The sequence below is a fragment of the Pseudoalteromonas sp. JB197 genome, assembly GCF_002332205.1.
GTDB lineage: Bacteria > Pseudomonadota > Gammaproteobacteria > Enterobacterales > Alteromonadaceae > Pseudoalteromonas > Pseudoalteromonas nigrifaciens.
Genome location: NZ_NRGZ01000001.1, coordinates 382,955 through 406,479 on the forward strand (window position 1 = coordinate 382,955; position 23,525 = coordinate 406,479).

At 41.9% G+C, this 23,525-nt stretch carries 14 protein-coding genes and 4 rRNA genes; 12 read left to right on the top strand and 6 right to left on the bottom strand.

The features are described 5' to 3' along the window. Positions 1-349 precede the first annotated feature (349 nt). The 5 genes from CIK86_RS01790 to glsB all read left to right on the top strand — a co-directional run bounded on the left by CIK86_RS01790 (position 350) and on the right by glsB (position 6,649). Positions 350-1,885: ribosomal RNA gene (locus CIK86_RS01790) — 16S ribosomal RNA — on the top strand. A gap of 299 nt (positions 1,886-2,184) precedes the next feature. After that, positions 2,185-5,073: ribosomal RNA gene (locus tag CIK86_RS01795) — 23S ribosomal RNA — on the top strand. A 205-nt stretch (positions 5,074-5,278) separates the two neighbouring features. Beyond that, positions 5,279-5,393, top strand: a 5S ribosomal RNA gene (gene rrf / locus CIK86_RS01800). Positions 5,394-5,459: 66 nt separating this feature from the next. After that, positions 5,460-5,574: ribosomal RNA gene (rrf, locus tag CIK86_RS01805) — 5S ribosomal RNA — on the top strand. Together the 16S, 23S and 5S rRNA genes form the textbook arrangement of a ribosomal RNA operon. Before the next feature lie 151 nt (positions 5,575-5,725). Continuing rightward, positions 5,726-6,649: a glutaminase B gene (glsB, locus tag CIK86_RS01810; RefSeq protein ID WP_011328992.1), complete on the top strand. Its 924-nt coding sequence runs from the start codon at positions 5,726-5,728 to the stop codon at positions 6,647-6,649. 22 nt (positions 6,650-6,671) lie between these two features. Here the strand turns inward: glsB and CIK86_RS01815 are convergent, their stop codons facing one another. Next, positions 6,672-7,976, bottom strand: coding sequence for an inosine/guanosine kinase (locus CIK86_RS01815; RefSeq protein WP_011328991.1), 1,305 nt, complete (start codon positions 7,974-7,976; stop codon positions 6,672-6,674). Between the two features lie 178 nt (positions 7,977-8,154). Here CIK86_RS01815 and tadA point away from each other — a divergent pair, with 178 nt between their 5' ends. After that, positions 8,155-8,661 (top strand): tRNA adenosine(34) deaminase TadA, encoded by a 507-nt coding sequence (gene tadA / locus CIK86_RS01820; RefSeq protein ID WP_086998976.1) that lies wholly within the window; start codon positions 8,155-8,157, stop codon positions 8,659-8,661. Here the strand turns inward: tadA and CIK86_RS19200 are convergent. Both CIK86_RS19200 and mltF read right to left on the bottom strand, forming a co-directional pair. Beyond that, entirely contained in the window at positions 8,658-8,825 is a 168-nt protein-coding gene (locus CIK86_RS19200) for a hypothetical protein (protein ID WP_167376939.1), read from the bottom strand. The genes tadA and CIK86_RS19200 overlap by 4 nt on opposite strands. Before the next feature lie 222 nt (positions 8,826-9,047). Beyond that, a complete protein-coding gene (mltF, locus tag CIK86_RS01825; protein WP_086998979.1) occupies positions 9,048-10,433 on the bottom strand; it encodes a membrane-bound lytic murein transglycosylase MltF in 1,386 nt (461 codons plus the stop codon). A gap of 211 nt (positions 10,434-10,644) precedes the next feature. On the opposite strand from mltF, the gene purL reads away from it, so the two are divergent. The 4 genes from purL to CIK86_RS01845 all read left to right on the top strand — a co-directional run bounded on the left by purL (position 10,645) and on the right by CIK86_RS01845 (position 17,742). Continuing rightward, the gene (purL, locus tag CIK86_RS01830) at positions 10,645-14,535 is read left to right on the top strand and encodes a phosphoribosylformylglycinamidine synthase (RefSeq protein ID WP_086998982.1); all 3,891 of its coding nucleotides are present in this window, start codon (positions 10,645-10,647) and stop codon (positions 14,533-14,535) included. Positions 14,536-14,732: 197 nt separating this feature from the next. Next, on the top strand, positions 14,733-17,201 hold the full coding sequence (locus CIK86_RS01835) for a YdbH domain-containing protein (RefSeq protein WP_086994045.1): 2,469 nt from the start codon (positions 14,733-14,735) through the stop codon (positions 17,199-17,201). Between the two features lie 2 nt (positions 17,202-17,203). Further along, positions 17,204-17,401: a YnbE family lipoprotein gene (locus CIK86_RS01840; protein ID WP_011328985.1), complete on the top strand. Its 198-nt coding sequence runs from the start codon at positions 17,204-17,206 to the stop codon at positions 17,399-17,401. An 11-nt stretch (positions 17,402-17,412) separates the two neighbouring features. Then, entirely contained in the window at positions 17,413-17,742 is a 330-nt protein-coding gene (locus CIK86_RS01845) for a YdbL family protein (protein ID WP_011328984.1), read from the top strand. 50 nt (positions 17,743-17,792) lie between these two features. On the opposite strand, the gene CIK86_RS01850 is transcribed toward CIK86_RS01845, so the two are convergent. Together CIK86_RS01850 and waaA are read right to left on the bottom strand one after the other, a co-directional pair. Then, on the bottom strand, positions 17,793-18,341 hold the full coding sequence (locus tag CIK86_RS01850; protein ID WP_058373986.1) for a DUF1415 domain-containing protein: 549 nt from the start codon (positions 18,339-18,341) through the stop codon (positions 17,793-17,795). Further along, complete coding sequence (gene waaA / locus CIK86_RS01855; protein ID WP_086994041.1) at positions 18,338-19,621, bottom strand: lipid IV(A) 3-deoxy-D-manno-octulosonic acid transferase; 1,284 nt, start codon at positions 19,619-19,621, stop codon at positions 18,338-18,340. The genes CIK86_RS01850 and waaA overlap by 4 nt, the downstream gene beginning before the upstream one ends. Positions 19,622-19,859: 238 nt before the next feature. Here waaA and CIK86_RS01860 point away from each other — a divergent pair, with 238 nt between their 5' ends. Together CIK86_RS01860 and hldE are read left to right on the top strand one after the other, a co-directional pair. Further along, complete coding sequence (locus CIK86_RS01860) at positions 19,860-20,450, top strand: SIS domain-containing protein (RefSeq protein WP_011328981.1); 591 nt, start codon at positions 19,860-19,862, stop codon at positions 20,448-20,450. Beyond that, the gene (gene hldE, locus CIK86_RS01865) at positions 20,450-21,889 is read left to right on the top strand and encodes a bifunctional D-glycero-beta-D-manno-heptose-7-phosphate kinase/D-glycero-beta-D-manno-heptose 1-phosphate adenylyltransferase HldE (protein WP_086994038.1); all 1,440 of its coding nucleotides are present in this window, start codon (positions 20,450-20,452) and stop codon (positions 21,887-21,889) included. Before CIK86_RS01860 ends, hldE begins: the two co-directional genes overlap by 1 nt. A 105-nt stretch (positions 21,890-21,994) precedes the next feature. Here hldE and CIK86_RS01870 read toward each other — a convergent pair whose 3' ends face one another. Beyond that, positions 21,995-23,500, bottom strand: coding sequence for a capsule assembly Wzi family protein (locus CIK86_RS01870; protein ID WP_086994064.1), 1,506 nt, complete (start codon positions 23,498-23,500; stop codon positions 21,995-21,997). Positions 23,501-23,525: the final 25 nt, after the last annotated feature.

Consider the following 23,525-nt stretch of genomic DNA (forward strand, 5'->3'; position numbering starts at 1 on the left):
AAAGAAAGTTTAAAACAAAGTGTTGACTCGAAAAATAAAGGATGTATTATACGCATCCCTTGAGACGCTAAAGCGACTCAAAACGTTCTTTAACAATATAAAGCAATCATCTGTGTGGGCACTCGTACAGATTGAGTTCTAACAGCCAAGCTTGGTTCGCTAAGTAAGGCAAACAAATTAGAGCCTCAATTGAAACTGAGTGACCATATGTTATTAAAAGATTCAGCCTTGAGCTGTTTTGATTTCACTTTTTTTAAAAGTGAAAATAATAACGCACAGTCAATTCGTTTTTGGCAACAAAAACAAAAAATTCAGAATTCATTGAGCTGTCGAAAGACATAAAACTTTTTAATTGAAGAGTTTGATCATGGCTCAGATTGAACGCTGGCGGCAGGCCTAACACATGCAAGTCGAGCGGTAACAGAAAGTAGCTTGCTACTTTGCTGACGAGCGGCGGACGGGTGAGTAATGCTTGGGAACATGCCTTGAGGTGGGGGACAACAGTTGGAAACGACTGCTAATACCGCATAATGTCTACGGACCAAAGGGGGCTTCGGCTCTCGCCTTTAGATTGGCCCAAGTGGGATTAGCTAGTTGGTGAGGTAATGGCTCACCAAGGCGACGATCCCTAGCTGGTTTGAGAGGATGATCAGCCACACTGGGACTGAGACACGGCCCAGACTCCTACGGGAGGCAGCAGTGGGGAATATTGCACAATGGGCGCAAGCCTGATGCAGCCATGCCGCGTGTGTGAAGAAGGCCTTCGGGTTGTAAAGCACTTTCAGTCAGGAGGAAAGGTTAGTAGTTAATACCTGCTAGCTGTGACGTTACTGACAGAAGAAGCACCGGCTAACTCCGTGCCAGCAGCCGCGGTAATACGGAGGGTGCGAGCGTTAATCGGAATTACTGGGCGTAAAGCGTACGCAGGCGGTTTGTTAAGCGAGATGTGAAAGCCCCGGGCTCAACCTGGGAACTGCATTTCGAACTGGCAAACTAGAGTGTGATAGAGGGTGGTAGAATTTCAGGTGTAGCGGTGAAATGCGTAGAGATCTGAAGGAATACCGATGGCGAAGGCAGCCACCTGGGTCAACACTGACGCTCATGTACGAAAGCGTGGGGAGCAAACGGGATTAGATACCCCGGTAGTCCACGCCGTAAACGATGTCTACTAGAAGCTCGGAGCCTCGGTTCTGTTTTTCAAAGCTAACGCATTAAGTAGACCGCCTGGGGAGTACGGCCGCAAGGTTAAAACTCAAATGAATTGACGGGGGCCCGCACAAGCGGTGGAGCATGTGGTTTAATTCGATGCAACGCGAAGAACCTTACCTACACTTGACATACAGAGAACTTACCAGAGATGGTTTGGTGCCTTCGGGAACTCTGATACAGGTGCTGCATGGCTGTCGTCAGCTCGTGTTGTGAGATGTTGGGTTAAGTCCCGCAACGAGCGCAACCCCTATCCTTAGTTGCTAGCAGGTAATGCTGAGAACTCTAAGGAGACTGCCGGTGATAAACCGGAGGAAGGTGGGGACGACGTCAAGTCATCATGGCCCTTACGTGTAGGGCTACACACGTGCTACAATGGCGCATACAGAGTGCTGCGAACTCGCGAGAGTAAGCGAATCACTTAAAGTGCGTCGTAGTCCGGATTGGAGTCTGCAACTCGACTCCATGAAGTCGGAATCGCTAGTAATCGCGTATCAGAATGACGCGGTGAATACGTTCCCGGGCCTTGTACACACCGCCCGTCACACCATGGGAGTGGGTTGCTCCAGAAGTAGATAGTCTAACCCTCGGGAGGACGTTTACCACGGAGTGATTCATGACTGGGGTGAAGTCGTAACAAGGTAGCCCTAGGGGAACCTGGGGCTGGATCACCTCCTTATACGATTTAGAACTTATTTGTTCGTAGTGTCCACACAGATGATTGTTAATTAGTGCTTGTCCTTCGGGATAACTAATTAATATGCTCTTTAAAAATTTGGAAAAGCTGATAATAAAATTCTGATGAATAACATTGTTATTTATCAAGAGTTTTCAAAAGTAAAAAAAGAATGGTAGCAGTACCATTCAGTGCCATTTAATTAACTCTTTGAGTTGATTGATTGGTATCTACTTTAGTATTCAATATTGACTTCTGGCGAAGTTAAACTGTCACACAACAAAGACCCGTTTGGGTTGTATGGTTAAGTGACTAAGCGTACACGGTGGATGCCTTGGCAGTTGGAGGCGATGAAGGACGTATTAACTTGCGATAAGCCTAGTCAAGCTAGTAAAAAGCACTTGAGACTAGGATTTCCGAATGGGGAAACCCACCTGCTTGCAGGTATCGTTAACTGAATACATAGGTTAACGAGGCGAACGCGGAGAACTGAAACATCTAAGTACCCGTAGGAAAAGAAATCAACCGAGATTCCGAAAGTAGCGGCGAGCGAAATCGGAACAGCCCTTAAGCTTATTATGTGTTAATGGAAGGCTGCTGGAAAGCGCCACGATACAGGGTGATAGTCCCGTACATGAAAAGACATTTTAAGTGAAATCGAGTAGGTCGGAGCACGTGAAACTTTGACTGAATATAGGTGGACCATCATCTAAGGCTAAATACTCCCAACTGACCGATAGTGAACCAGTACCGTGAGGGAAAGGCGAAAAGAACCCCTGTGAGGGGAGTGAAATAGAACCTGAAACCGTGTACGTACAAGCAGTAGGAGCCCACTTGTTGGGTGACTGCGTACCTTTTGTATAATGGGTCAGCGACTTATATTTTGTAGCGAGGTTAACCGATTAGGGTAGCCGTAGGGAAACCGAGTCTTAACTGGGCGAATAGTTGCAAGGTATAGACCCGAAACCCGGTGATCTAGCCATGAGCAGGTTGAAGGTTGAGTAACATCAACTGGAGGACCGAACCCACTAACGTTGAAAAGTTAGGGGATGACTTGTGGTTAGGAGTGAAAGGCTAATCAAACCGGGAGATAGCTGGTTCTCCCCGAAATCTATTTAGGTAGAGCCTCGGACGAATACTTACGGGGGTAGAGCACTGTTAAGGCTAGGGGGTCATCCCGACTTACCAACCCTTTGCAAACTCCGAATACCGTAAAGTAATATCCGGGAGACACACGGCGGGTGCTAACGTCCGTCGTGAAGAGGGAAACAACCCAGACCGCCAGCTAAGGTCCCAAAGTCATAGTTAAGTGGGAAACGATGTGGAAAGGCCCAGACAGCCAGGAGGTTGGCTTAGAAGCAGCCATCCTTTAAAGAAAGCGTAATAGCTCACTGGTCGAGTCGGTCTGCGCGGAAGATGTAACGGGGCTAAACTATGCACCGAAGCTGCGGATTCATCTTAGGATGAGTGGTAGGGGAGCGTTCTGTAAGCCGTTGAAGGTGACCCGGGAGGGTTGCTGGAGGTATCAGAAGTGCGAATGCTGACATGAGTAACGATAATGGGAGTGAAAAACTCCCACGCCGGAAGACCAAGGGTTCCTATCCCATGTTAATCAGGGTAGGGTAAGTCGACCCCTAAGGCGAGGCCGAAAGGCGTAGTCGATGGGAAACAGATTAATATTTCTGTACTCGATATAATTGCGATGGGGGGACGGAGCAGGCTAAGCAAGCATGGCGTTGGTAGTCCATGTGAAAGTGAGTAGGGCGTTTGTTTAGGTAAATCCGGACGAACATTAAACCTGAGACACGAGACGAGTCACTAAGGTGATGAAGTTGCTGATGCCATACTTCCAGGAAAAGCCTCTAAGCTTCAGATTATATGGAATCGTACCCCAAACCGACACAGGTGGTCAGGTAGAGAATACTAAGGCGCTTGAGAGAACTCGGGTGAAGGAACTAGGCAAAATCGTACCGTAACTTCGGGAGAAGGTACGCTCCTATCTGTGATGAGACTTGCTCTCTAAGCGGACGGGAGCCGCAGTGACCAGGTGGCTGGGACTGTTTATTAAAAACACAGCACTGTGCAAAATCGCAAGATGACGTATACGGTGTGACACCTGCCCGGTGCCGGAAGGTTAATTGATGGGGTTATCCTTAGGGAGAAGCTCTTGATCGAAGCCCCGGTAAACGGCGGCCGTAACTATAACGGTCCTAAGGTAGCGAAATTCCTTGTCGGGTAAGTTCCGACCTGCACGAATGGTGTAACCATGGCCACGCTGTCTCCACCCGAGACTCAGTGAAATTGAAATCGCAGTGAAGATGCTGTGTACCCGCGGCTAGACGGAAAGACCCCGTGAACCTTTACTACAGCTTGGCACTGAACATTGAACCTACATGTGTAGGATAGGTGGGAGACTTTGAAGATGAGACGCTAGTTTTGTTGGAGTCAACCTTGAAATACCACCCTTGTAGTTTTGATGTTCTAACGTTGGCCCCTGAATCGGGGTTACGGACAGTGCCTGGTGGGTAGTTTGACTGGGGCGGTCTCCTCCTAAAGAGTAACGGAGGAGCACGAAGGTTGGCTAAGTACGGTCGGACATCGTACGGTTAGTGTAATGGTAGAAGCCAGCTTAACTGCGAGACAGACACGTCGAGCAGGTACGAAAGTAGGTCATAGTGATCCGGTGGTTCTGAATGGAAGGGCCATCGCTCAACGGATAAAAGGTACTCCGGGGATAACAGGCTGATACCGCCCAAGAGTTCATATCGACGGCGGTGTTTGGCACCTCGATGTCGGCTCATCACATCCTGGGGCTGAAGTCGGTCCCAAGGGTATGGCTGTTCGCCATTTAAAGTGGTACGCGAGCTGGGTTTAGAACGTCGTGAGACAGTTCGGTCCCTATCTGCCGTGGGCGTTTGAGAATTGAGAGGGGTTGCTCCTAGTACGAGAGGACCGGAGTGAACGAACCGCTGGTGTTCGGGTTGTCATGCCAATGGCATTGCCCGGTAGCTACGTTCGGAACTGATAAGCGCTGAAAGCATCTAAGCGCGAAGCAGGCCTCGAGATGATTTCTCACTAGAGCTATAAGCTCTCTGAAGGGCCGTTGGAGACTACAACGTTGATAGGCAAGATGTGGAAGTGCTGTGAGGCATTAAGCTAACTTGTACTAATTACCCGTGAGGCTTAACCATACAACGCCAAACGCGTTTTATGTGACAGTTCAAGCAAGAAGTTAATATTGCTAAAGTAGATATTTACGCAAAGACTTAAAAAATATTATCAGATATTTTCCAAATTTAGAGGTGACTCTTAGCGCGTAGCGTTAACATTGAGGCACCTTGCGCAAAGAAAATGGTAGCACTACGTGCTTGTCATTTATTCTTTGCACCATATTTGCTTGGTAACCATAGCGTTTTGGACCCACCTGACCCCATGCCGAACTCAGTAGTGAAACGAAACAGCGCCGATGATAGTGTAGCATTTGCTATGTGAAAGTAGGACATTGCCAGGCTCCAAATTTAGTCGAGAGACTTTAAATTAAATAAATTATAAAAATAAGAAAATTGAAACGAATTTTCTTGGTAACAATAGCGTTTTGGGCCCACCTGACCCCATGCCGAACTCAGTAGTGAAACGAAACAGCGCCGATGATAGTGTAGCATTTGCTATGTGAAAGTAGGACATTGCCAGGATTTAAATTAAAGAAACCCGTTACAGCAATGTAACGGGTTTTTTGCTTTTTAGAATTTATAAAGTAAGCACAAGCTATTTAAAAAGTGAAAGCGTACTTAATGCTTGCATGCTAAAATTCTGCTTTATATAACCGTGTAATTGAGGTTTCTATTGCCTACTACTGATTATCAACAAGTATTGAATGACATAACCCAAGAGGTAGCTCCTTTATTATCACAAGGTAAAGTGGCCGATTATATTCCGGCGTTGGCAGAGGTTGATCCCGAGCAGTTTTCTATTGCTATTTACACCACCTCAGGCGAAACATTTTGCGCGGGTGATTGTACGCAACAATTCACTATTCAATCTGTATCAAAAGTAATGACATTAACGCTAGCATTACAACGTTATGGTGATGAGCTGTGGCATCGCGTGGGGAAAGAGCCATCAGGAACTGCATTTAATTCGCTTACTCAGTTGGAATTTGAAAAAGGCATACCTCGTAACCCATTTATTAATGCAGGTGCGATTGTAACCTGCGATGCTTTATATAGTCGCTTATCGGCTCCGATGCATACTATGCTTGAAACATTTCGGGCTTTATCGGGGAATAGGTGTATAGCAATAGATAAAAAAGTAGCAAACTCAGAATATGAGTTTAGGCATAGAAATGCGGCTATGGGGCATTTAATGAAGTCATTTGGTAACTTTGAAAACGAAGTAGATGACGTGCTTTGGGCTTACTTTAACTTTTGTGCAATTGAACTAAATTGTATTGAGCTGGCAAAAGCGTATAACTTTTTAGCTAATAATGGGATTGATAATACCTCAGGTAAACGGGTGTTACCGAGCCGTCAAACTAAGCAGCTTAACTCTTTACTCTTTACCAGTGGTTTATATGATGCAGCAGGTGATTTTGGTTATAGGGTAGGTATGCCGGGGAAATCTGGGGTGTCTGGTACGGTTTTAGCTGTATTGCCTAATAAATTTACGGTTGCGGTATGGTCACCAGGGTTAAACTCTTTTGGCAACTCGGTGGCGGGGATAGCAGCATTAGAGCTGCTATCTAAAAAACTCGATATTTCAATATTTTAAGGAGTTATAGCTCCTTAAAATATTATTTATCCCAGTAGACTAGTTCGAGGCAATCTTCGCGCTCTGGTAAACCACGAGATAAGCGAGGAGAGTGCTGCACTAATACTTCAAAGCTTGCTCTATTAGCGTATTTACTTATTTGTGACAATGACGAATAGGTAATTGCTTTTTGCTGGTGTTTTGCTGAGTTACTGACGTTTATTTTATGATAAACATTGGCAGATAAATCATGTAAAACAGCTGCTAATGCACAATCACCAGCACCATTGGTGTTTTTGATTGAATCAGGGCCACCCATAAATGGGGCTGTGTGGCTATAGGCTCTAATTGGATCATCGCAGTCAGCTTTGCGCATAGCACGTGAAAACTCATAACGATTAAAATCTGGGATTGCACCAGGTAATAATGTGTACTCAGTTTCGCGTTTTAATTGCTCGTCAACGTAACCTGCCATGAATAAGCCTTTTTCGCCAGCAGTACAAATTACCAAGTCGACCCAATCAAGCGCTTTATCAGCTGCTAAAAGGGGATCTTCAAAACCAGTAATTGCCAAGCCTTCCTCTTCGTTCATTGCAAGAATATCGACATGCTTTTCAACAAAGTTAGCCCACCAGGTTGGATCTTGTTCAATTAAGAATTTAGTTCCAAGTGTAAGTACCACAGGTACACCAGCATCATTAGCGTATTTAACCGCTTGTATGGTGGCTTCTGTCATGGTTTCTGCGCCTTGAGTGCGCATTAAATAAGCACTGATCACCAACGCGGAAGAATTTTCAATAAGGCTTTTATCGATAGATTCAGGGCGTAAGTGGTTCATTAACCCTGCACTGATAGCAAAGGTTCGCTCACCAGTTTCATCAATTAGTGTAAAGCAGCGACCAATTGGCCCATCTACTGGTTGTAAATAATCTAAATCTACGCGGCTTGAGGTATTACATAAAAAACGATAAGCATAACTGCCTATATTTATGTTTTCACTCATTACGCCCAATAGCACAGATCTGTCATCGGCAAGTACTGAATAGTTGTGCATAGTATTACCAACGGTTCCGCCAGCATACTCGTAGTCAACCATTTCATGTAGCTTTAAACGCTCATATAAGGCGTTAGTGACGTCACTATCTATAACTTGTGACATGCCTCGTTGCAGCTTAAATTCATCAAGGAAAGCTTGATCGACCTTGGCTTCGATATCGACAACAATCTGATCGATTCCGGTAATATAGCTACTGTGTAATCTTTCTGTGGCGTTAAGTTGATTAGTTAGTGGATCTTTGGCTTCCACTGGAAAATAATGTTTATGCCTGCGACGTCCAGGAAATTTCATTTGCTACCCGTATTGTGAGCTAAATAAAAAAAGCGTGAGATTATAGCGCGAATCCCCCCTTAGGAGCCACGATAAACCGTTTTAATTTGTTTTATTTTTGCAATAAATGCCGTAATTACGCACTTTAATTAGCTAACTTGATATAATCCATGCATAAAAAATAATTAAAGTAGCTTCAATGAACGAACGATTTGATGACCACTATTGGATGCAACAAGCGTTAACGTACGCAAAGCAAGCAGAACAACTAGATGAGATCCCTGTTGGTGCCATTCTTGTTAAAGACAATCAGCTTGTTGCTGCAGGGTATAACCGTTCTATTACTGATAATGACCCATCAGCTCATGCTGAAATGATGGCTGTACGTAAAGGCGGTAAAGCACTTAATAATTATCGTTTAATTGATTGCACGCTTTATGTGACCTTAGAGCCATGCTCTATGTGCGCGGGGTTATTAGTGCACAGTAGAATTAAGCGTTTAGTGTTTGGTGCTGCCGATGCTAAAACAGGATCTGCTGGCTCGATTATGAATTTGTTGCAAGAGCCTAAGCTAAATCATCAGGTGGAGGTATTAGGTGGTGTACTAGAGGGGCAGTGCGCTACTATTATATCTGACTTTTTTAAGCGCAGAAGAGCGCAAATTAAGGCAGCCAAAAAGGCTGCTCGTAATAGCAATGAACTTTAACTTGCTGCCATTAAAGCATCTAGCTCTGCCATTTTTTGCATTGCAAACATGCGGCGGCGCCAAATTATTTTTTTATGTAAATTACGCAGCATAACGCGGCGTCGAGTTGCTGTTGAGTTAATTGTTTTTCGTTTGAATCTTTGCGTGCGTTTACGTTTTAGCATGTTTTCTCCTAATGCAATAATGAGAAATGCACAAATTATATCCAAATTACTCAGATGTTTATCATTAATTAATGTGAATATATAATTAACACACATTATTGAACATTTGATGACAAGTAAACAGTTTTTTAATTACCTAGGGCGTATTTATTAGAGTAATGAATTAGTTGTTATTATTATCGTTTGTCAGTTTACTATTTTGCTTCAACCTCATCCCCAATTTTAGGGGGCAACTACAGGTGCTTCTGGTTTTTCTTCTATTGCGTTATTTTCATCAAGCCAAACTAGGGCATCGTAATAACGGCGAATATTATCAACATAGCTCACCGCAACATCACCACGAGAATAGCCATAACGCGTTTTTCGGTAGTAACGTTTTTTAATTAGTAATGGTAAGCGCTTTTTAACATCGGCCCACTTATCAGGGCTTGCGCCTTGTTGTTTAGTAATAATTCGTGCGTCGTTTACATGTCCCCAGCCTACATTATACGCAGCAAGTGCGAGCCAGGTTCTGTCTGGTTGTGGAATACGATCAGGGATACGTTTAATTAGTTTACTTAAGTATTTTGCGCCACCGCGAATATTTTGCTCTGGCTCTAACCTATTAGTAACCCCAACTTGCTTAGCAGTATTACGGGTTAGCATCATAATTCCTCGCACCCCAGTTGGTGATTTTGCTCTCGGGTTCCACATAGACTCTTGATAGCTTAATGCTGCGAGTAAACGCCAATCAAGTGTTCCTGCATATTGTTCAAACCATGGTTGGTATTTAGGCAGTGTTTCTTTTATTGCTTCAATATAGGCAAGTGTATTTACGTAGTTAAATTGACGAACGTGACCAAAGTATTTTTCTTCAAGTACATAAAGTTGATTATTTTGTTTTGCTTCACCAAAAAAAGGGACTAATAAAGCATAAAGCGAATCGTCATTTGATTTACGCAGCATCCACGCGATCGGGTCGTTATGTGTAATTGAAAAACCAATACTTAAATTAGGGTGATAACGACGAAATAACGATAACGTATGGGTGTCGGCTAAAGTGTAATCTATTTCGCCATCAATAACGGCTTGTAGTAACTCTTCTTCGTCAAACTCTTCGGTTTCGCTCCAGTTAAGCTCTGGGTTGCTTTTTTTTACTTTTTGTAAAGTAAGTGAGTGACTACTTTTAGCTATAACCATGAGATTACCAGTTAAATCATCATAGTCGCGTGGTCGCTCTATACCTTGTTTATACACTAGTTTTTGACTAATGGTTCGGTAGGTTGGGCCAAAACGATATTGTTGTGCACGTGTTTTATTATAGGTAAGGCCTGAGGCAATTAAATCAAGATCACCGCTTTGCAGGCGTGCAAACATGTCTGATAAATTAAAAAATGGGACTATTTCAAGCTCTACACCTAAATAGTCTGCAAAGGCCTGAGAAAGCTCGTATTCAAAGCCTTGCTCACCTTGTACTGCCTGATAATAGTTACTGGCACTGGCTAATGTACCCACTCTAATTTTGTTTTGCGCTTTTATTTGGGCAAGTTGAGTCGACTGCTCTTGTATATCGCATGCACACAACAGCATAACTAAAGTAATAATTATGATTAGTTTTTCTTTCAACATTGTTTGCCTCTTTAACGCCCTAATCCCCGTTATAACAAAACTTAGCCATTACGTCACTTAGCGTTTAGTTTTATTCGTTTCGAGTGGCTGTAAATAAAGAAAAAAAGTTAATTTTATGAAAAGCGAAATTATGAGTTAAATCTAAGTGCTACTTAGACTATAATGTTGCCCTAAAATATCGTTCAATCCCTAACCCCGGATGAAATTATCTATGTTGATCCTTCGTGGTGCACCAGCACTTTCAGAGTTCAGAGTTAATAAAATTTTAGCGCGTTGCCAACAATCGCAACTTCCTGTCACCAACGTATATGCTGAATATGCGCACTTTGCCGACTTAACATCGCCATTGAGTAGCGCTGAGCAAACCAAGCTTGAAAAACTATTAACCTACGGTCCAACTATTGCTGAGCATACCCCAGCAGGTAAACTTGTATTAGTAACACCTCGCCCTGGCACTATTTCGCCTTGGGCTTCTAAAGCAACCGACATAGCCCATAACTGTGGCTTAAAGCAGGTTCATCGTGTTGAACGCGGTATTGCTTATTATGTTGAAGGTGAGCTAAACGCAGAGCAACTTTTACAAGTAACGGCGTTATTACATGACCGTATGACCGAAGCAACCCATAGCCAGTTTGAAGATGCTGCGCAACTATTTCGCAGTGATGCACCGCGTCAAATGTCATCTGTAGACATTTTAAGTGGTGGGCGAGAAGCGCTTGCAATTGCTAACGTTGAACAAGGTTTTGCCCTTGCAGATGACGAAATAGATTACCTAGTAGAAAACTTTATAAAGTTAGGCCGTAATCCTAACGATATCGAATTGTTTATGTTTGCCCAAGCAAACTCAGAGCATTGTCGTCATAAAATATTTAATGCTGACTGGACAATCGATGGTGAAGAGCAGCCAAAGTCGCTGTTCAAGATGATTAAAAATACTTTTGAGAAAAACCCTGAAAATGTATTGTCGGCATATAAAGACAACGCTGCGGTAATGAAAGGCTCAAAAGCGGGGCGCTTCTTCCCCAATGCGCAAGGTGAATATGCGTATCATCAAGAAGACATCGAAATACTAATGAAAGTTGAAACTCATAATCACCCAACCGCCATAGCGCCATTTTCAGGTGCTGCTACAGGCTCAGGTGGTGAAATACGTGATGAAGGTGCTACTGGCCGTGGTTCTAAGCCTAAAGCTGGTTTAGTTGGCTTTACTGTTTCTAACTTACGTATTCCTGGTTACGAGCAACCGTGGGAAAGTGATTTTGGTAAGCCTGGGCGTATTGTTACCGCTTTGGATATTATGACTGAAGGGCCGCTTGGCGGCGCTGCATTTAATAATGAGTTTGGCCGTCCTAACTTGTTAGGTTACTTTCGTACCTATGAAGAGCAAGTGACAAGCCATAATGGCCTTGAGGTACGTGGTTACCACAAACCAATTATGCTTGCCGGTGGTTTAGGTAATATTCGCACAGACCATGTACAAAAAGGTGAAATTCCTGTTGGTGCTAAGCTCATTGCTTTAGGAGGCCCAGCAATGAACATAGGTTTAGGCGGCGGTGCAGCATCAAGCATGGCGTCTGGGCAATCAAATGAAGATTTAGATTTTGCTTCAGTACAACGCGAAAACCCAGAAATGGAACGTCGTTGCCAAGAAGTTATCGACAAATGTTGGCAGCTAGGTGATGAAAACCCAATTGCGTTTATTCACGATGTGGGCGCCGGTGGTTTATCAAACGCATTTCCTGAACTAGTAAATGACGGTGGCCGTGGTGGTAAGTTTCAACTACGCGATATTCCAAATGATGAGCCAGGTATGGCACCACACGAAATTTGGTGTAACGAATCGCAAGAGCGTTATGTACTTGCCGTAGGTGTTGAAGATTTTGACCGTTTTGAAGCTATTTGTAAGCGCGAACGAGCACAGTACGCGGTAATAGGCGAAGCGACTGCTGAGCCACACCTAACGGTTACCGATAGCCACTTTGATAATAACCCTGTTGATTTACCACTAGACGTATTATTAGGTAAAGCACCTAAAATGCATCGCGATGTAACCTCAAAGCAGGTTGTAGGTAAAGCACTTGATGTTACAAATATTAATGTAGCAGATGCGGCGCAGCGTTTATTGCGCTTACCAACCATTGCAGAAAAAACCTTCCTTATTACAATTGGCGATCGCTCGGTAACAGGCTTAGTAGCGCGCGACCAAATGGTTGGCCCTTGGCAAGTGCCTGTGGCTAACTGTGCTGTAACTGCTGCTACATACGATACTTACCATGGTGAAGCTATGTCGTTGGGCGAGCGCACTCCTGCAGCGCTATTAAATTACGCTGCATCGGCGCGTTTAGCTGTGGCAGAGTCGTTAACAAATATTGCCTGTGCAAATATTGGTAGCCTTGAAAATATTAAGCTTTCGGCTAACTGGATGGCAGCAGCGGGTCACCCTGGTGAAGATGCTGGTTTATATGAAGCAGTAAAAGCCATAGGTGAAGAACTTTGTCCAGCGCTTGGTTTAACAATTCCAGTAGGTAAAGATTCTATGTCGATGAAAACGACATGGAAAGATGAAGGTGATTCACAAGAGAAATCAGTAACATCACCGCTATCGTTAATTATCACTGCCTTTGGCCGTGTTGACGATGTACGTAAAACAGTGACACCGCAGCTACGTACCGACAAAGGCGAAACATCACTTATTTTAGTTGACTTAGGTGCGGGTAAAAACCGCATGGGCGCATCAAGCTTAGCGCAGGTTTATAAGCAATTAGGTGATATAACGCCTGATGTTGATAGCCCAGAGTTATTAAAAGGCTTTTATAACGCCATGCAAGTATTGGTAGCTGATAGTAAGTTACTTGCTTATCATGACCGTTCAGACGGTGGTTTATTTACCACAGTTGCCGAAATGGCATTTGCTGGCCACACAGGTGTAACTGTTGATATTAATGGCTTAACAGGCAACGACATTGAAGCGCTTTACAACGAAGAGCTTGGCGCTGTTATTCAAGTGGCTAATAGTGATTTAGATGCAGTTAATGCGGTACTTAAAGATCATGGCTTAGCGACAATCAGCCATATTATAGGCACGCTTAATAGCGACGATGCGATTGTATTTAACCGTGGTAAAAATACCGTGCTGAGTAACACGCGTACAGAGCTGCGTACTATGTGGGCAGAAACAACGTATCAAATGCAGGCGCGTCGCGATAACCCTGAGTGCGCTAAGCAAGAGTTTGATGCCAAATTTGATGTTAAAGATCCTGGCTTAAACGTTAAGTTAAACTTTGACTTAAACGAAGATATAGCAGCACCGTATATTGCAACGGGCGCTAAACCACCAATGGCTATTTTACGTGAGCAAGGAGTAAACTCTCATCTAGAAATGGCTGCCGCATTTAATCGTGCTGGTTTTGCTGCCATTGATGTACACATGAGCGATATTCTAGAAGGGCGTTTATCGCTTGAGCAGTTTAAAGGCTTAGTGGCATGTGGTGGTTTCTCTTACGGTGACGTATTAGGTGCAGGCGAAGGTTGGGCTAAGTCGATATTGTTTAACGACATGGCGCGTGAACAGTTCCAAAGCTTTTTCCACCGTGAAGATACCTTTAGTTTAGGTGTGTGTAACGGTTGCCAAATGTTATCTACTTTAAAAGAGTTGATTCCAGGTACTGAGCATTGGCCACGTTTTGTAACGAATAAATCAGAGCGTTTTGAAGCACGTTTTAGCTTAGTAGAAATACAAGAAAATCCATCGGTATTCTTTAATGGTATGGCTGGTTCGCGTATGCCAATTGCAGTATCGCACGGTGAAGGTCATGCTGAATTTGCAAACGATAACGCAGTTAAAGCAGCATTAGACTCGGGTACTGTAGCGGTTAAGTTTGTAGATAACTACGGTAATCCTACAACGCAATACCCAGCAAACCCAAATGGCTCGCCAGAAGGGATTACAGGTATTACCTCTACCGATGGACGTGCAACAGTAATGATGCCGCATCCTGAGCGCGTATTCCGTGCTGTTGCTAACTCTTGGCACCCAGATGAGTGGCGAGAAGATAGCCCGTGGATGCGTATGTTCCGCAACGCGCGTAAAAATGTAGGTTAATAACCTAACTGCTCAATTTAGGTTCATTTAAGTTGAGTATAATAAAAAGGCTGCCTTGTGCAGCCTTTTTTGTTTATGATTACCTAGAACCTAGAACCTAGAACCTAGAACCTAGAACCTAGAACCTAGAACCTAGAACCTAGAACCTAGAACCTAGAACCTAGAACCTAGAACCTAGCACTAATATTAAGGATAATATGTTTAAGCGTGTGAGTTTAATTATTAGCAGTTTATTACTAAGCATAATTTTGCTTGGTTATATATTTCGTTTGCCATTAGTCCAGTGGGCTGTAACACCGCAATTAGAAAAAGCGGGTATTACACTCAGTTGCTTAGATTTTTCGGTTACAGCTCAATTAAATGTTCATGCCGACAAAGTATGCTTAACTTATCAAAATCAACAATTAGAGCTAATCGACATTACTGTAAATACAAAGCAAGTGATTGTTGAGCATGCAGTATTAAGTATAAACCCACTTCCCAAAAGCAATCAAAGTAGTCAAGCGGCAAAAAAACTTGCTCTCGCGCTGCCAGAAGAACGTCCATTAATTGCTATAAAACAGCTGGTAATAAAGAGTAATGACTTTAACAAGCCACTAAAAATAAATTTAGCAGAGCCGATTTTAAATCAATTTAATATAACAGGCGATATAAACGCTAAAGCAATTTTAGCTAATAATAAACTAACAGGGCAGTTTTCTGTTGATGACTCTCTGTTAAAGCAGCTTATAAATACCGAAAATACAGCCGTTGCAGGTATTAGCTTTAGTACTCAGCAAGTATTTAGCTTTGATGGTATTGAACTGCAGTTAAATGGCGATGTAAACGCACAGTTTGAATATGCTATGGAGCAGTGCCGGCTTGAAGCATTGGCTAATGGTAGGTTAATTATTGGTTTTAATTTAAATAGTAAATTAGTTGAGCTAGATTCGAGTTTGTTAAACAATAAATTAAATTTAACGCCTACGTGTAGCTCACTCATTCCGCCGAGTGATTATGCTGATTTTATAGCTGAGCAAACCCCTTTAAATTGGCAGATTAAACTTCCTAAAGTGATTAGTATTACTAATAACCACCTTACTTTGCCAATGCTAAATATAATTAGCGAAGGAGATAATCAATTTGAAATAACTCTAATGGAGTCAGAGCTTAATTTTACCAACCTTTGGGCGGATTTTAAAAGCATGTTAGCGGTTAGTATAAGTACGCCAGATATTAAAAACATTGAGCTTAATGCAGAGTTTAAAAATAACACACTTAAAGGTAATTATACTGTTGCGCTTAATTCACTTCCCGATTTTATTGCCAGTACTAGTAGTAATAAAATTAGCGCTAATAAAGTTAACGCCTCAGGGCAATTTAATTTAATAAATATAGTCGATGGAAAACCAAGTGGTAATGCTACAAGTAGATTAACAGCCGCAAAGGTTGATTTTGCACAACTGAGTGTAGAGCAATACGAAGGTCGCTTAACGGCACAGCTAGATGATGCTTTAAACGCACAAATAACACTAAAAACCCTATTTAAAACGTTAAAATATAACGAATTTAAATTAACAGATATAAGCAATACCATAACTGCTAAAGCAAATTTAAGTCATGGTGAATTATTTGCAGACCTTAGTGCTAATACAGTAATAAATAAATTTAATAGCCCTGTTATAAAACTCAATAATATAAAAGTTGCTTCTACAGGATTGCAAAGTCGCGCTCTAAAAGCATCACATCACGTATTTGTAAACGATATTGAATTAGCGGTAAACCATCATATATCGGCAGTGGAACATCCATTTGAAATAGTAGTACCTACACAAAGTATAGTGTTATTAAATACCTTTATTCATCAATTTGAGCCATTAGCGCAGCTTACACAGGGAACGTTTAATGGCCGAATCAGCGGGGATGTAAATTTACAACATGCCTCGTTTGCAATGGAGTTAAACAACGTAAGTGCGCTTTATAACGATTACCTTGCTAGCGATTTAAGTAGCCAATTTGTTGGCGAATATAATTCAGGGCAGCTTAATGTAAAACCCACTACCTTTAACTTAAATGAACTAAGGGCTGGTGTTGTTATTAAAAACATTAAAGGGAACTGGCAGGTTAAAAACAATAATGCGCGTATGTTTGACATTGCAGGAGCGTTATTTGATGGTGAGTTTAGCCTTGATAAATACTCACTTAATGACCTGCAGCAAGTTGCTAATGTTAAATTTAAAAACATTGATGCCAGTAAACTTATTACACTTGATGAACAGTCGGGGATTACGCTTTCAGGGCGTTTTGCCGGCACTTTGCCAGTGCACTTTAATAACACAGGTATTGAGGTAGTAAATGGCAGTTTAAGTAATCAAGGAGCGGGTAAGTTAATGATTACTAATAACGCAGCATTTGATTCAGTTATGCAGCAGCAAAAAGAGTTACAGCCTGTATTGGGATTACTTAAAAATCTTGATATACAAAAGCTTAATAGCAGTGTGGCACTTAAAAGTGATGGTTGGCTAAAGCTTGGCGTAAATTTGCAAGGTTATAATAAGCAAGCAGAGCAGCAAGTTAACTTTAATTATAATCATGAAGAAAATATATTTACTTTATTACGCGCATTGCGCTTAAGTGATGAAATTACACAAAAAGTTGAGCAACAATACTCACAAAAAGGAAACTAATGATGAAACAGTCGTTAAGCATAAAAGTACTTATTGTATTTGCAGCAATAAGTGCCCTTGGTGCGTGTACGCACCGAGTAGAGGTAGCAGCTAAAGAGCCTATTACAATTAATTTAAATGTGAAGGTTGATCACGAAATTCGTGTAAAAGTAGATAAAGAACTCGATAATTTATTTAGTGACGACAGTGAGTTATTTTAAGGAGCTAGGATATGAAAGTTAACAACAAATTAAGCATAATTACATTAGTTAGTGCTGTATGTATGTCTTTTTCGGCATGGGCTATTAGTTTAGATGATGCTAAAAGCCAAGGCTTAGTAGGCGAAGATAGCTCAGGCTATTTGGGCTTAGTGGTACAAAATGCAGAGGCTAAAGTGGTCGTTGATACCATTAATGCTAAGCGTAAAGCACAGTATTTAAAATTAGCGCAAAAAAATAACTTGTCACTGTCGCAAGTAGAGGCGTTAGCGGCGGCAAAAACAATCGAAAAAACCCAAAGAGGTCATTTTGTTGAAGTAAATGGTAATTGGGTTAAAAAATAACGAGTTATTTACTGTTATATGCTATTTACTGTTATATATAACCGAGCGCTTTAAGCGCTCGGTTTTTTACACCCTTCGAGTAACTGTTGCCAAAAATCGATACCCTTGCGCCTTGCTAAATTTATATTATGCTCAGGTATAGATTCGGGTTCGTTATAACTCTCAAGTGCTGCACTCATACTTGCTTCGCGAATTAAATGCAAAGTAGGAAAAGGGGAGCGATTAGTATAGTTTGCCGCATCGCTTGCATCGCTATCGGCAAATACATAATCGGGATGAAAATTAGCAATTTGATACTTACCTTCAAAACCTTGGGCTACTAACAGCGCGTTGGCTAAGTCAACCAAGTCTAAAAAGTCTTCAAAGTCGCTAAAGCCGTTATCAAACATAATAAGTGTGGTTTCGCGTGCAGCCTCTCGGTCAAGCTCAATACATTGCTCAAGCATGTCCATTACTGCATCGTCTATGCTGCTTGCAGGGCTTACAAAATAATGAATACAGTTATTTTCTACTTCTTTGCGGGCAAAGGGACAAAAGTTATATTTTACAATAACATTTGAAACCCATTCGCGGGTTTGGCTTATGGCTATGTTGGTCACGGTTTTGGCTCTAAATATTGATTAATAATGTTAAGTGTTTTTTGTATAGCACCTTGGTTATTGGCCACGCATTGCGCTGCTTTTTTACCTAAAGTTTGGCATGCTTTGCTGTTTTGATTTAATGCTATAAGTTGTTGTGTTAGCTCATCAGCATTATCAACCACAATAGCGCCTTTGAGCTTTATAAGCTCAGGGTAAATATGATCAAAGTTATAGGTATGCGCCCCGCTGATAACGCCCACTGAAAATGCAGCTGATTCAAGAGGATTATGGCCACCGCGACGAATTAAACTACCGCCAATAAAACTCACATTAGCAGCGCCATATAAGTATTGCAGCTCGCCAAGCGTATCTGCTAACAAGACGTTTTCGTTATTATAATTATTATTGCTGCGACGACTAAAACTCAGTGTACTTTGCGTTAGTAAATCTGCAACCTTATTGAACTGTTCAGGATGGCGCGGCGCTATTATGAGTAACGCATTGGGTTGTTTTTCTAATAGATTTTTATGAGCGCTAATTACCTGCTCATGCTCGATAGGGTGAGTGGAGCCTGCAACCCATATAAAGCGCTGCTCTAAATTATAAAGCTGTTTGAGTGCAGTTACCTTAGTTAGTTGCTCTTGGGTAGGTGTAATATCAAATTTTATTGAACCTGTAACTTTACTTTTATGTGGCTCAAGGCCAAGCTCTATAAAGCGTTTGGCGTCAGTTTTATTATGACTGGCTAATACAGTGATAGAGCGCATAATAATATGCGTTAGCTTAGCTACTTTTTGATAACCCTGTTGCGATTTTTCAGACAAGCGAGCGTTTAAAACAAGTACCGGAATATTTCTATTGCGACTACTTGCCATAAGGTTGGGCCACAGTTCAGTTTCTAAAATACACAGGGCTTGTGGCTTTACTCGTTTTAAAAATCGGGCGGTTGCAAATGGAAAGTCCATAGGTAAGTAGCAGCAGGCTACCGTGTTTTTAAACTGCGTAATGATTTGCTCACGACCAGTAGGGGTGTTGCACGTTATAAGTATATTTAATTTAGGGTGCGCTTTTTGTACTGCTTTGATCAGGGGGGTAGCGGCGAGTACCTCACCTACAGATGCACAATGCACTAGCAGCGGCTTATTGTTATTGGCAAATAAAGACTTGTCCACAAAACCAAAGCGCTGTTTAAAGTGCGCTCTATAACCTGGGTTTTTTTTACCGCGTAATACATATAAATAAAATACGATTAGTGGGCTAATAATCATTAATGCGAGTGAATAAAAAATGCGTGCCATACTAAGCTTTTATAAGGGTAAGTCGTCTTAGTTTAACGTGAAAATGATCAATTCTAAACACAGAAAAGATAAAATATGGTTTGTGTTCAGCTGCTACCCGATAAAATAATAATAACGCTATTCAAGTTAGCTCAAAATACCTGTTTCAGTAATATGTATATTGAGGTGATTTGGGTATAGATTTATGGAATAATGAAATTAATTTTTCCTGCCATTTCAATTCCTAGAGGAATTTACCATGTCAATTATCGATTCAGTAGCAACGAGTTACCTTGAGAGTTTAAATCGTCATTTAGCATTATTTGAAACGATGGAGGCTTATCATCAAGAGTCTATGCAATTGTTAGAAGTGTGCCATAGTGCATTACAAGCAGGCGGTAAGGTTGTTTGGCTTGGTAACGGTGGTAGTGCGGCCGATGCACAGCATTTAGCGGCAGAATTTGTAGTGCGTTATAAATTAGAGCGTGGTCCACTTGCATCTATGGCACTTACAACCGATACGTCAATTTTAACTGCGCACAGTAACGACTATCATTTTGACACTGTGTTTGAACGCCAAGTACAAGCCTTATGTAAACCAGAAGATTTAGTTATAGGGTTAACCACATCAGGTACAAGCGCCAATATTAATCTAGCGTTAGCAGCAGCGAATAAAATAGGGGCCTTTACCGTAGCATTAACGGGGCGTGATGGCGGTGAAGTTAAAAATATTGCCAAATTACCTATTATTATTAAAAACGATGAAACAGCGCGAATTCAAGAAGCACACATGTTTATTGGCCATTGGTTATGTGAAGCTATTGATATGGTAGTTGCGGAGCAGCAGTAATGGATTTATCGCTATTAAAAAACTTATCTGCTGCGCGTATTTTGGTGGTTGGCGATGTAATGCTTGACCGTTATTGGTATGGTGATTCAGGGCGTATTTCCCCAGAAGCTCCGGTGCCGGTAGTTAAAGTAAGTAAATTAGAAGACAAAGCCGGTGGCGCAGCAAACGTGGCTAAAAATATAGCCCGATTAGATGGTAAAGTAGGCCTACTTGGCTTAATAGGCGAAGATGAAGGTGGACAGATACTAGAAGGCATTTTAGAAGGTGAAAAAATAAATTCACAGTTAGTAAGTGTATGCGACTTACCGACAATTTCTAAAATGCGAGTGATTAGCCGTCATCAGCAAGTTGTACGGTTAGATCTAGAAGAGACGTTTACAGAGCAACACAGCCAGCTGTTATTAAACCGTTTAGAGCTAGTACTTGATGAGTACGATTTTATAGTATTTTCTGATTACAATAAAGGTTCATTGAGCCTGATTGAAAACATGATAAGCCTAGCTAAAAAAGCAGGGAAAACGGTACTCGTTGATCCTAAGTCGTCTGATTTACATTTATATAGAGGTGCAGACTACATTACACCAAATTTAAATGAGTTTAAATTAGCGGGTGGGCAAACAGACTCAGAAGAGGGCTTGGCAAAAAGTGCGCGTAAGCTCATAAGTGACGCAGGCATAAAAGCAATGTTGCTAACGCGTTCAGAGCAAGGAATGTCGTTAATTAGTGCGACTGAAAAATATGATTTTGCCGCGCAAGAGCTTGAAGTCAGTGATGTAACCGGCGCAGGCGATACAGTTATAGCAACTCTAGCCGTGATGCTAGGGGCGGGAATGACACCTAAAAATGCGGTGGAAATTGCTAACTTAGCAGCGGGCATTGCGGTGAGTAAATTAGGTGCGGCCACAGTGTCGCCAGAAGAACTTAGTCGTAAGCTGGGTCAATATTTACATGCCACTGGTGAGCATTATCAAACTCCGTTTGATGATGTGCTGCAGCATATAGAGTTTGCAAAACAAAATGGCGAAACAATTGTATTTACCAATGGCTGCTTTGATATTTTGCATGCTGGGCACGTACGCTATTTAGCACAAGCAAAAGCGCGTGGCGATAGATTAGTGGTGGGGCTAAATAACGATGCGTCTATATCACGATTAAAAGGCGCCGATAGGCCAATTAATCCGCTAGATGAAAGAGCTATGGTATTAAGTGCACTTTCCTCTGTTGATTGGGTTATTCCATTTGGTAGTGCGGATGAAAATGACACACCGGCTAAATTAATTGAGCAAATTAGCCCAGATATTTTAGTTAAAGGTGGCGACTACACGGTTGAACAAATAGCCGGTGCTGAGCATGTACTGCTTCACGGCGGAAAAGTTGAGGTGCTTGAGTTTTTAGATGGTTGCTCAACTTCAAAAGTGATTAGTAAGATTAAGCAGTAATTAAGACGGTTATTAATGAATTAAAAAAGGGATGAAAACAGTGTTTTCATCCCTTTTTATTTGCACTTATTATATCCTAGTTTAGGATAGCCAAAAATCCCGAATTTAAAAGTTATATTCATATTTAGCAAATGCAGATGTGTCGTTTTCTGCTGCATCGTTATTTGATGCAAAAGCGCCTAGCGTTAAGCGCCCACCCATAGCAAGTTGCCTGTAACGTATTTCAAGCTGTTTACTGTTATAAGCTGTTTTAGTAATGGTATTGCCTAAATCAGGGTTATTAGGGTAGCGATCGCGGTTATCATTGTTGTAATCAACATCGCGTAATTTAACTTGCCAATCATTTCCATTTGAAAGCTGGCCTAGCACGGTTAGTACTAGTGATTGCGCATCATTATCAAACGTTGAACCTATGGTACGGCCATGGTAGCGGTAACCCGATTTGTAATCTGAATGCTCGTAATAGCAGTTTTCACTGCTTGATTCAGCAGAGCATGTTACGCCCGTATCTATGTACTCTACATTTACTAATACGTTTTGATCATAAATACGATGAGTAGTTTGTACACCAAATAAATAGGCTCTGTCGACAGGTTTAAACTTTGAGCTGGCATCTTCACCAATAGTACTTGCATAAATTGCGTACGGTTGGCTAAATAAAGTGTCAGACCAGCGAATATCTATACCCGCAAGTTGATTACCAATCTTAGATTTTAATTCATCATCACAAGTAGTAGTGCCATCTATACAAGCTGCTTCACCTGTCACTATATCAATAAAGTCACTCGCTGAACTAGGTTGGCCATCACCAGCCCATTGCGCTGACCAGCTCAGTGCAATTTCTAATTGCTGTAATGGTCTGAAATTAACGCGAGTACTCCACAGTAAAGCATCAGGAATTACACGAGTAGATTCTAACTGAGCCATTTGTGCGGTAAATCCCCATTGGCCTAACCAGCTTAGCCAAGGGGTTTCAAAGGCAGTGCTTTGCTCACGAGTCACGCTCATTGCAGGCAATGGTTTAGCGTTGCCCGACATAATTAAACTATTATCAACCCCCGGGCCCCAAAACTGCTCTATGGCACCGGCTCTAAAAATCCAGTTACCTAAACGGTAAGTTATATAACTGCCATCAAAGGAAGTGTCATTACAGTCAGTAAGTGCTTGCTCATCGAGCACTATGTCGTCTGCAGTTTTCCCCGCTACAAAACATTTTTTGCCATCATTGCGATAATTAACCGCTACTTTAGCGGCAAAGCTGTCGCCTAAATAGGCGTAAGCAGCAGATGCTTCTGACTCTTGGGTATTAGTTGCGCCAAAACTGGTGGCAACAATAGTATCTGAACTTGCAAAAGCAGACAGCTGTACACTGTGAGAGCCCGTGTTTTCTGACTTATAACGATGCTTTACACGTAATAAAGCATCTTGCAAATTTGGTGATAACTGGCCTAGTGGAGTGTTATCTACTTCACTTATAAAGCTCTTCCACATTAGAGGGTAAGTGGTTACCGGGGCTAAAATAACGCCAGCATCGGCTAAAAGTTGAATATCAGCTCTTAACCCATAATCATCTGGTTTTACCCATGGCTCTGCGTTAACCGACGCGCTCATTGCGCAAAAAAGTGAAGACAATATA

Excerpts from the sequence above, each read along its gene's own strand:
- CIK86_RS01815 (WP_011328991.1), bottom strand. The coding sequence starts at position 7,976 with ATGAAATTTCCTGGACGTCGCAGGCATAAACATTATTTTCCAGTGGAA.
- CIK86_RS01840 (WP_011328985.1), top strand. The coding sequence starts at position 17,204 with ATGAAACAGTCGTTAAGCATAAAAGTACTTATTGTATTTGCAGCAATA.
- waaA (WP_086994041.1), bottom strand. The coding sequence starts at position 19,621 with ATGGCACGCATTTTTTATTCACTCGCATTAATGATTATTAGCCCACTA.
- CIK86_RS01870 (WP_086994064.1), bottom strand. The coding sequence starts at position 23,500 with ATGAGCGCGTCGGTTAACGCAGAGCCATGGGTAAAACCAGATGATTAT.
- tadA (WP_086998976.1), top strand. The coding sequence starts at position 8,155 with ATGAACGAACGATTTGATGACCACTATTGGATGCAACAAGCGTTAACG.
- mltF (WP_086998979.1), bottom strand. The coding sequence starts at position 10,433 with ATGTTGAAAGAAAAACTAATCATAATTATTACTTTAGTTATGCTGTTG.
- hldE (WP_086994038.1), top strand. The coding sequence starts at position 20,450 with ATGGATTTATCGCTATTAAAAAACTTATCTGCTGCGCGTATTTTGGTG.
- purL (WP_086998982.1), top strand. The coding sequence starts at position 10,645 with ATGTTGATCCTTCGTGGTGCACCAGCACTTTCAGAGTTCAGAGTTAAT.
- CIK86_RS01835 (WP_086994045.1), top strand. The coding sequence starts at position 14,733 with ATGTTTAAGCGTGTGAGTTTAATTATTAGCAGTTTATTACTAAGCATA.
- CIK86_RS01845 (WP_011328984.1), top strand. The coding sequence starts at position 17,413 with ATGAAAGTTAACAACAAATTAAGCATAATTACATTAGTTAGTGCTGTA.
- CIK86_RS19200 (WP_167376939.1), bottom strand. The coding sequence starts at position 8,825 with ATGCTAAAACGTAAACGCACGCAAAGATTCAAACGAAAAACAATTAAC.
- CIK86_RS01860 (WP_011328981.1), top strand. The coding sequence starts at position 19,860 with ATGTCAATTATCGATTCAGTAGCAACGAGTTACCTTGAGAGTTTAAAT.